General features: G+C 35.3%; 8 protein-coding genes. 1 reads left to right on the top strand and 7 read right to left on the bottom strand.

Going from position 1 to position 7,645, the window contains the following annotated elements; all coding sequences use genetic code 11:
* Nucleotides 1-128 precede the first annotated feature (128 nt).
* The 3 genes from GJV51_08860 to ahpC all read right to left on the bottom strand — a co-directional run bounded on the left by GJV51_08860 (nt 129) and on the right by ahpC (nt 4,303).
* Nucleotides 129-1,874, bottom strand: a complete 1,746-nt coding sequence (locus GJV51_08860; protein ID QGM26087.1) for a hypothetical protein — start codon at nt 1,872-1,874, stop codon at nt 129-131.
* A gap of 148 nt (nt 1,875-2,022) precedes the next feature.
* Entirely contained in the window at nt 2,023-3,723 is a 1,701-nt protein-coding gene (locus GJV51_08855) for a SidA/IucD/PvdA family monooxygenase (protein ID QGM26086.1), read from the bottom strand.
* 10 nt (nt 3,724-3,733) lie between these two features.
* On the bottom strand, nt 3,734-4,303 hold the full coding sequence (gene ahpC / locus GJV51_08850; protein QGM26085.1) for a peroxiredoxin: 570 nt from the start codon (nt 4,301-4,303) through the stop codon (nt 3,734-3,736).
* 211 nt (nt 4,304-4,514) lie between these two features.
* Here ahpC and GJV51_08845 point away from each other — a divergent pair, with 211 nt between their 5' ends.
* The gene (locus GJV51_08845) at nt 4,515-4,829 is read left to right on the top strand and encodes a hypothetical protein (protein QGM26084.1); all 315 of its coding nucleotides are present in this window, start codon (nt 4,515-4,517) and stop codon (nt 4,827-4,829) included.
* Between the two features lie 65 nt (nt 4,830-4,894).
* Here the strand turns inward: GJV51_08845 and GJV51_08840 are convergent, their stop codons facing one another.
* The 4 genes from GJV51_08840 to GJV51_08825 form a co-directional block, all read right to left on the bottom strand.
* Complete coding sequence (locus tag GJV51_08840; GenBank protein QGM26083.1) at nt 4,895-5,536, bottom strand: NAD-dependent epimerase/dehydratase family protein; 642 nt, start codon at nt 5,534-5,536, stop codon at nt 4,895-4,897.
* Nucleotides 5,537-5,578: 42 nt separating this feature from the next.
* A complete protein-coding gene (locus tag GJV51_08835) occupies nt 5,579-6,211 on the bottom strand; it encodes a copper resistance protein (protein ID QGM26082.1) in 633 nt (210 codons plus the stop codon).
* A 58-nt stretch (nt 6,212-6,269) separates the two neighbouring features.
* The gene (gene rpmF / locus GJV51_08830) at nt 6,270-6,443 is read right to left on the bottom strand and encodes a 50S ribosomal protein L32 (GenBank protein ID QGM26081.1); all 174 of its coding nucleotides are present in this window, start codon (nt 6,441-6,443) and stop codon (nt 6,270-6,272) included.
* A 96-nt stretch (nt 6,444-6,539) separates the two neighbouring features.
* A complete protein-coding gene (locus GJV51_08825) occupies nt 6,540-7,334 on the bottom strand; it encodes a nicotinamide mononucleotide transporter (GenBank protein ID QGM26080.1) in 795 nt (264 codons plus the stop codon).
* Nucleotides 7,335-7,645: the final 311 nt, after the last annotated feature.

Below are 7,645 nucleotides of genomic sequence, written 5' to 3'. Positions count from 1 at the left end.
GATAAAAAAACTACTCAGCCTAGAGTAGTTTGTTGTTGGATTAAAATCAGTGGGCAGAATTTTCAAAAGTGATTGGACGTATATGTTCCTTTTTTATTAGCTAATTTTTTAACTATTCATTCACACCTTTAAAGTATTTTCTTCATCTTTGTAATAACAAAAAGCATTACTATTATCCAACTTATGATGCATATTATAAGTGAAAGAGAATATATATTAGGATTTGTGCTAGTGATTGTTACCTTCGAAACAGCTTTGTCCTTGAGTAATATAGTGTTTCTTGTACTCATGCCATATTTTATTTTTTTACCATTTGAATAGACTTGGTATTGTATATTTTGATAGTTCCAGAAGGGTAAATCTATTTCACCAGTCTGTGGTTTATTAAAATAATAAGTAATACTTTTAAAATTATGGGTGATTTTTACGAGAGGGGCTATTTTTCTATTCGTATAGGTTATGTGTTGATTGACAGATTTTTCATTTTCACTAACAGTATTTTGGCTATTTTTCATAAATTTTGTTGGAACATACTCAATAAATGACGAAAATTGGTAAAAATCTTGATAGTTCATTGTAGTTGTATCTATTTTCGTTTCATTTACACTGGGAGAATTTATCTTCCCCTTAATAGAATCATTTATCATTGCTGTGGTAAGTAATGGTAATGTTTTTCTTTCAGAGTAGTTAGTCCAAATGTGACTCATTGTTAAAAAAAATGATAACGCTGCAAATGTAATTAAAAAGCTTTTGGTCTTAAGGCGTGAGCTAGTAAAAATACCTAAAAGCTGCAAAGTAATAATTATTGGTGCAATTCTATTTGGAAATTGAATAATAGCAATCGGCGTGTTTTGTAACAAAGACCAAGGGAAATAAGGTGAAATGACCAGTTGCAAAATAAAAGAAATAATTAGTATGTTTTTGGCATGTTTATTTTCAATTTTTTTCCAATTCAAGCAGATAAAAATGTCCAGCACTAGTAAGTAGCCATAAATTTCAGGTGTTGATGTACCTGTAAAAGGCAAATTACCTAGTGAATGAATCATGTCTTCTAAGGTCATTGTATAATTGGCTAAAATAGGTCGATTGACTGATGTTAATTTATTAGAAGAAAAGGATATTATATCCACTAATGTTGGTAAAGATAGAACTGCAGATAAAATCGATCCAACTAAGAAAGAAAACAGAAATTTTTTCTTATTATTTGTTTGTGTCAATAATAAGAAAAATAAGCTACTTAACAACATTACAGAAAGAATAGAGCTTAAAACATGTAAATTGATCAAAAGTGATATTGATAACGCAAGTGTCAAAGTATAATATTTATGACCATGGCTCATTTTCCATACAGATAGTATAGCAAGTGGAAGTAAAAAATATATCCCCCAAACGCCTTGTAAAGAAAGGTGATATGAAGAAAAAATATTAATTAATGGAAAAAAAGAAATTGTTGCCACTAGAGATTGAACTTTGGAACAATTAAATCTTTGAAAAACAAAGTAATTAAGAATGCTACCTGCTAAAATGAAAAAGAAATTAATCATCGCATACTGTGCAATAGGTTGTAACCATGCAGTTAATATAATAAAAGGCAGTAGTGTTAAAGAGGGATACATTGCATTGACTGCTTGCCCAGTATAATCAAATGAGCTAAAATTAATCACATTCGGTATACTAAAGGATTTAATAGATTCTGTGATATCATGAACTCTATTAAAGTGGAAATAAGAATCCGTTCTCCAGGTAATAGTATTTTGAAGACCGGTGATGGCGTAAAAAAGTAGACATAATAAAACTAAAATAAGTATATTAAACCAATCTTTTAGTATTAAGTGACTAGTGAGTTTTTTAAATCTTGCAACTGCTGTATTCATAAGAAGTTCCTTGTAATTTTGGTTTTAGGCAATACAAAATTATTATCTCATATTATAGATTGATTGATGATTAATATTTTATCTAAGTATTTGAATAAACGTAAAAAACAAACTACATTAGCCTAAGTAGTTTGTTTTTTAATTTAAATCAATGAACAGGTAAGGGACTATTTGTCTCAATAGCGGAAATGATTTCTTCCAGCGATTGGCTACCAAAAATAACATTATCGCTGTTATTAATAATCATTGCGGGTACACTCATAATGTGATGTGATTCGCGTAGTTCAGGGAATAGTTGTAGGTCAATCATTTCAGCAGTTACATTATCATTAATTGCGGCAATATGTTGGCAAGCAGCCACAACATCTGGGCAAAAATGACAAGTGAGTGATACCCCAATCTTCAAAGATGCTTTTGGTAAACGTTGTATACGTTGGACAAGATTTGTATCAATTTTTTGACCAGGTCCTGCTATATTATAGAGCGCTAGAACTAGAGAATTTAATTCATGTCCGGTCGGAATACCACTAAATTGGATTCCAGTATCTTCATTATTATCAGTAAGCAGTCTAAAGTTTGGCATGTGTTGAACATGATATTTACTTTCTAGTGTAGTGCTAGTGTTTTCCATTTTGAAGTTCAGATGACTACTTAGTTGGCTAAACTCTTCCAAAAATGAGGAAAGTTCGTGACTTTTTGATGAGCCGTCTGTTAATTGATGAAGAGTCACATCTTGCGTAAGTTTATCAAAAATAGGTTGTAAAGTCTGTACAATTTCTTTTGCAAACCACTGTCCAATGTGGGTAGAAGGCTCAGTTGCAGCAATAGGACTAGTCGGTCCTTTAGCGACATCATTTTTTGGAGCGGAGGCTTCGGAACGGTTAACTGGAATATGAAGTCTGTGTTTTTGTTTCGACACAAAGATCTCTGCACTAGTAGCGGCATTGGCGCCATCAGATGCTGCCGTAACAATTTGTCTAAGTGGTTTAGAAATGACATCCCCAGCAGCAAATACCCCTGGAATATTCGTTTGACCTTGAGAGTCAGTCACAATATATTGATGCTCATCCAGCGTAATATCATGTTGAAAGATTTTTGTTTGCGGATCTGTGCCTACGTAAACAAAAATACCAAATGTGTTATCGCCATCAGCAACATGATAAGTAGTTTGCTCGTTTGTTTTGTTATTAATAAATGTTGCATCAGTTATATAGTTTTGACCAGCAACTGTTTGAATTTCTGTGTTTGACCAAATGGTGATTTTGGGGTTGAGACGTGCACGGTCAGCAGTTAGCGGTGGGCAAGTAAAGTCATTAGATCGCATCACAATAGTAACATGACGTGCAAATCTTGTGAGATAATCAGCTTCTTCAGCAGCAGCGTAGCCGCCACCGATGACGAATACTTCTAATCCACTAAATAATTCACCATCACAAGTGGAACAATAGGCTACACCATGACCTCGAAAGTCTTGCTCACCTTGAAAACCAACTTGATGAGGTTGAGCACCTGTGGCAATAATGACGCTACGTGCATGGTAAGTATCTTTTTTACCCGTAACGGTTTTTATGACCTCGTTACTAAAATTATAATCGTCCACAGTATCAAACACGAAGTGAACACCGAAACTTTTTGCCTGTTGTTGCATTTTATTGACTAATGCCGTACCATCAATTGTTTCAACAGCAGGATAATTGGCAACGCTCGAAGTTGTTGTGACTTGTCCACCAATTTGATCGCCTTCAATAATTAAAGTATCCATTGTTGAGCGACCGGCGTATATGCCGGCTGATAAACCAGCAGGTCCACCACCTATAATAATTGTGTCATAAATATGTGGTTCAGTCATGACGTAACCTCTAAATTTTACCAACTAAGTCTAAACTTGGAGCAATTGTATCCTCACCAGGGTGCCAATTAGCAGGGCAAACACGATCACCATGTTCGGCAACGAATTGTGCAGCTTCAAGTGTACGCAATATTTCTTCAGCATTGCGACCAATACCCATATTATTGATGGTATATGACTGGATTTTTCCTTCAGGATCAACAATGAAAGTTGCACGGAAAGCTAGGCCGGCATCTTCGTCCAAAACATTAAAGAAACGAGCTAATTTTCCGGCTGGATCCGCCAGCATAGGGTACTTTACTTTAGCAATTGTATCCGTAGCCTCTGCCCAAGCCTTGTGAACAAACTCGCTGTCTTCAGATACGGAATAAATTTCAGCATTAATATTTTGAAAGTCAGTGTAGTGGTCAGCTAAATCACCTAATTCAGTGGGGCAAACGAATGAAAAGTCAGCAGGATAAAAGAAATAAACACCCCATTTACCTATAGTATCTTGCTTGGTTATTTCTGTGAAATCACCAGCATGATATGCATTCACTTTGAAATCTGTTATTTCTGAATCAATAAAATTAGTCGTCATAATTTCTCCTTTTTATTTTAGAACAATTCTAATTCGTTTTCATTATACAATGTTTTGAAATCAAAAATCAAGAATCATTTTAAATTAGATGTTTTAATGTGATGAAACTAGCATTTAGACTAAAATAAAAATCAATATTTGTGGCATATTTTACACAAAAATCACATAATGTTATAATGGAAACATTGTATTTACATATGAAAGGAACCCAATGAATTACGACAATTACGTCCCGAAAGAATCAATAAAAGAAGTTAGTCAACAGAGAATTAGATTTTTGAAACTGTTAAGTAAGGTAGCGGTAGTATTTTGTTGTTTAATGTATATTTCTTATATTCCACAGATTACAGCTAATCTATCCGGCCATCCTGTATCAGTACTTCAACCTCTTTGTGCCACGGTCAATGCAACTTTGTGGGTGACTTATGGCTGGCTAAAAACCTATAAAGATTGGCCTGTTATTCTGGCCAATATACCAGGTGTTATTTTCGGTGTAGTTACTGTAGTAACAGTCTATGTTCATTAAAAAAGTAAATTAGAAATAGTAAAAGGCGCTCGACTAAAGTATCTAGTCGAGCGCCTTTTCATTACTTATTTTATTTTGATATTTCGTTTCAGTAGGGGGCTTTCTTTGTCATTTAAAATATTTTCCACTTCAATAGCAAAGGTTTTACGACTTACAGGACGATAACGTTTTAAAAATTTAAATCCTGGAATGCGTTGCAAGCCTACAAGAATTATAGCGGGAATATAAGAATAAATTCTTGATTTATCATAGACGATACCAGGATAAACATTGTAAGCCCTATCGTTTAATAGAACTTTAGCCGACTGCTCTACGGTTAATTTTGCCCGCAAATAAGCATTTAAAAAGAATGGCGTTGCATTGGCGGATACAAACAAAAACTTGGTTTGATGCGTTGTCGCGAGAACATCTAAGAGTCTTTGCGCAGGCTGAACACTACTATTATGGTAATTAACATGCTTGAAAGGATTAGGTAACAATATTCCCACAGCATCAATAACCCAATCCGCTTCTTTGAGTAAATCTTGCCATCTTCCAGGCTTATTTAAATCAGCGATATGGTAAGTAACTTGGTCAGTTGCATCAGTAGGATTAAATTGATGTCGTGATAGACTATGTAATTCAAAACTTTTGTTGTTCAAAGCTGATAAAATACCCTGACCAACAAAACCCGTACCACCAACAACAATTATTTTTTTGTTATCCATCATAGCTCTCCTTGATTTTAAAATCTTATTGTGCTAGAAAAATTAAACAATTTGTGTACCATGAACTTCATTAACGCCTAAAATATTAGCTATAGATTCAGCATTTATCTTTGTCACACCGCCTCCAGGCAAAATAGTTAAATTCGCTGGCGCGCTGTTGACTAATGTTTGTAGATGGGGGAGTGACTGCATAATTGGCATTGACAGTGGACCACCATGGGTTAGTATCCGTCTGACTCCATGCTCAGATAACCAATTCATCGCATTTTGTTGTTTATGATTTGCGATTTGATCAAATGCCATGTGCATGACAACTTCGAGATGTAACTGATGAGCAAAATCCATTAAAGTTGACATGCTATCAAAGTTTAGATCATCACCGGAAATCACACCGAAAGTGACTGTTTCGCCACCAACATCAGCAATTATTTGCATGGTATCCAACATTTGTTCAATTTCATTACTGCTATATTCAAAATCGCCACCACGTGGACGAACCATGATAACAACGGGCAAATCTTTAGCGATTGCTAATGTATCAATAATTTTTTTAGTATCAGGTGTAATGCCACCTAAATCAAGTCGTGAATTTAATTCAATACGATTGGCTCCACGTGACATCATTTCATGAGCACGCTGCACGGAATCAACCGCGGCTTCTTTTATTTTAATCATAGGTAATTAGTTTTGCTTTCAAACAAAAAAACTCGTTCATTATGAACGAGTGTTATTGTTACTTTTTATCAATCACTTGCTTGCCGTTGTAAACACCAGAAGGTGAAACGCGGTGTGAAACGCGATATTCACCCGTTGTTTGATCCAAAACAATGCTAGGGACGTTCAAGCCGATGTGACCGCGACGATTACGCTTGTGAGACTTTGAATTTTTGTTTGATGGGGTAGCCATGAGAGCACCTCCTTTCGTTTCAATTTATCAACTAGTCAAGTTTACCGAAATTTTAGATATTTGTCAAGGGGCATGGCTTATTAATGTCAAGGAAGTTTACTTGACATGAGATTGAATGATTTCTTGAGTATATACTTCATGATGGAACCATGAAGATTGGAAGACACCAATCAAGTCATTACCAACATATAGCATATAGGTTAAGAATAAGACCCAGTTTGCATCACCATGGACAGCGGTCAGTCCCCATAAGAGTACTTGAGCAACGCCTTGAATAAGCCACAGTGCAAAAGCTTCTGAAAAACGGAAAGTTGTTAACAGGGCGCCAACAAGACCAGTTGCTAAGACAGCTGAGTCGGCCACTGGTCTTGGTGTATGCAAAACTTGTGTTTCAAATAAATAGGCGACAATAAAAGCGACAATTGCCGAACCAATAAGCACAGGGTACCAAAAAGATTTACCATGCTTTTCACCACGAGCATCAGTTTCGTGTATGAACCGAATGCGCTTTTCAACATTTATTGCCCACCCAGGCATGACTAAAACGGGAATATCAAGCAATACAATGTATACAGCTTGTAAGACTGCATCGGCCGGGTTATTCGCTTGGAGTGCCATTGCAATATAAATTAAAGCAGAAAGTAAACCGAAAACGCCATTCAAGGGACGAGCATTGGTAATAGCCAAGGTCGTTGTAAATCCTAAGATTGCGGCGACAAATGTCCACCATGTCATATGATTAATGAGTGAGCCGGCAAAGAATGAGCTATAGGTAATGACTAGATAACCAAAAATTAATAGAATGTATGAGGTTCTTGTCCAGCCAGACAGCTGGTGAACGTACCACTTGAATGAAAATAAATCTTTAAATGTAATTTTTTTTGAAGACATGGTGTAACACTTGCAGTGATAGGTATCCATTGGATAGCACTGCACCTTTCTGATTGAGATTAAAAATAGCGTTATTTAAGGTGTTGTTTGATAAAATAACTACCAATCAGAATGAATATATATGATGCTGCCTTCAATAGTTCGTTTATTATTTTGAAACATTTTTTCTCCTTTTTCATTTAATTTGAGTGTACAACACAAAATTTGACTTGTGTTGAGATTTCAAACTAAAAGACAATTGTCGTCCATGTTACAATAGTAGTAAGTGATTGTTAGCTAACAATTGCATATAAATTGGTTGTAAAGGTTGG

Source organism: Leuconostoc mesenteroides subsp. mesenteroides, from assembly GCA_009676745.1.
Lineage (GTDB): Bacteria > Bacillota > Bacilli > Lactobacillales > Lactobacillaceae > Leuconostoc > Leuconostoc koreense.
Note: the sequence above shows the minus strand (reverse complement) of the source record. Positions and strands in the feature narration are given on the sequence as shown.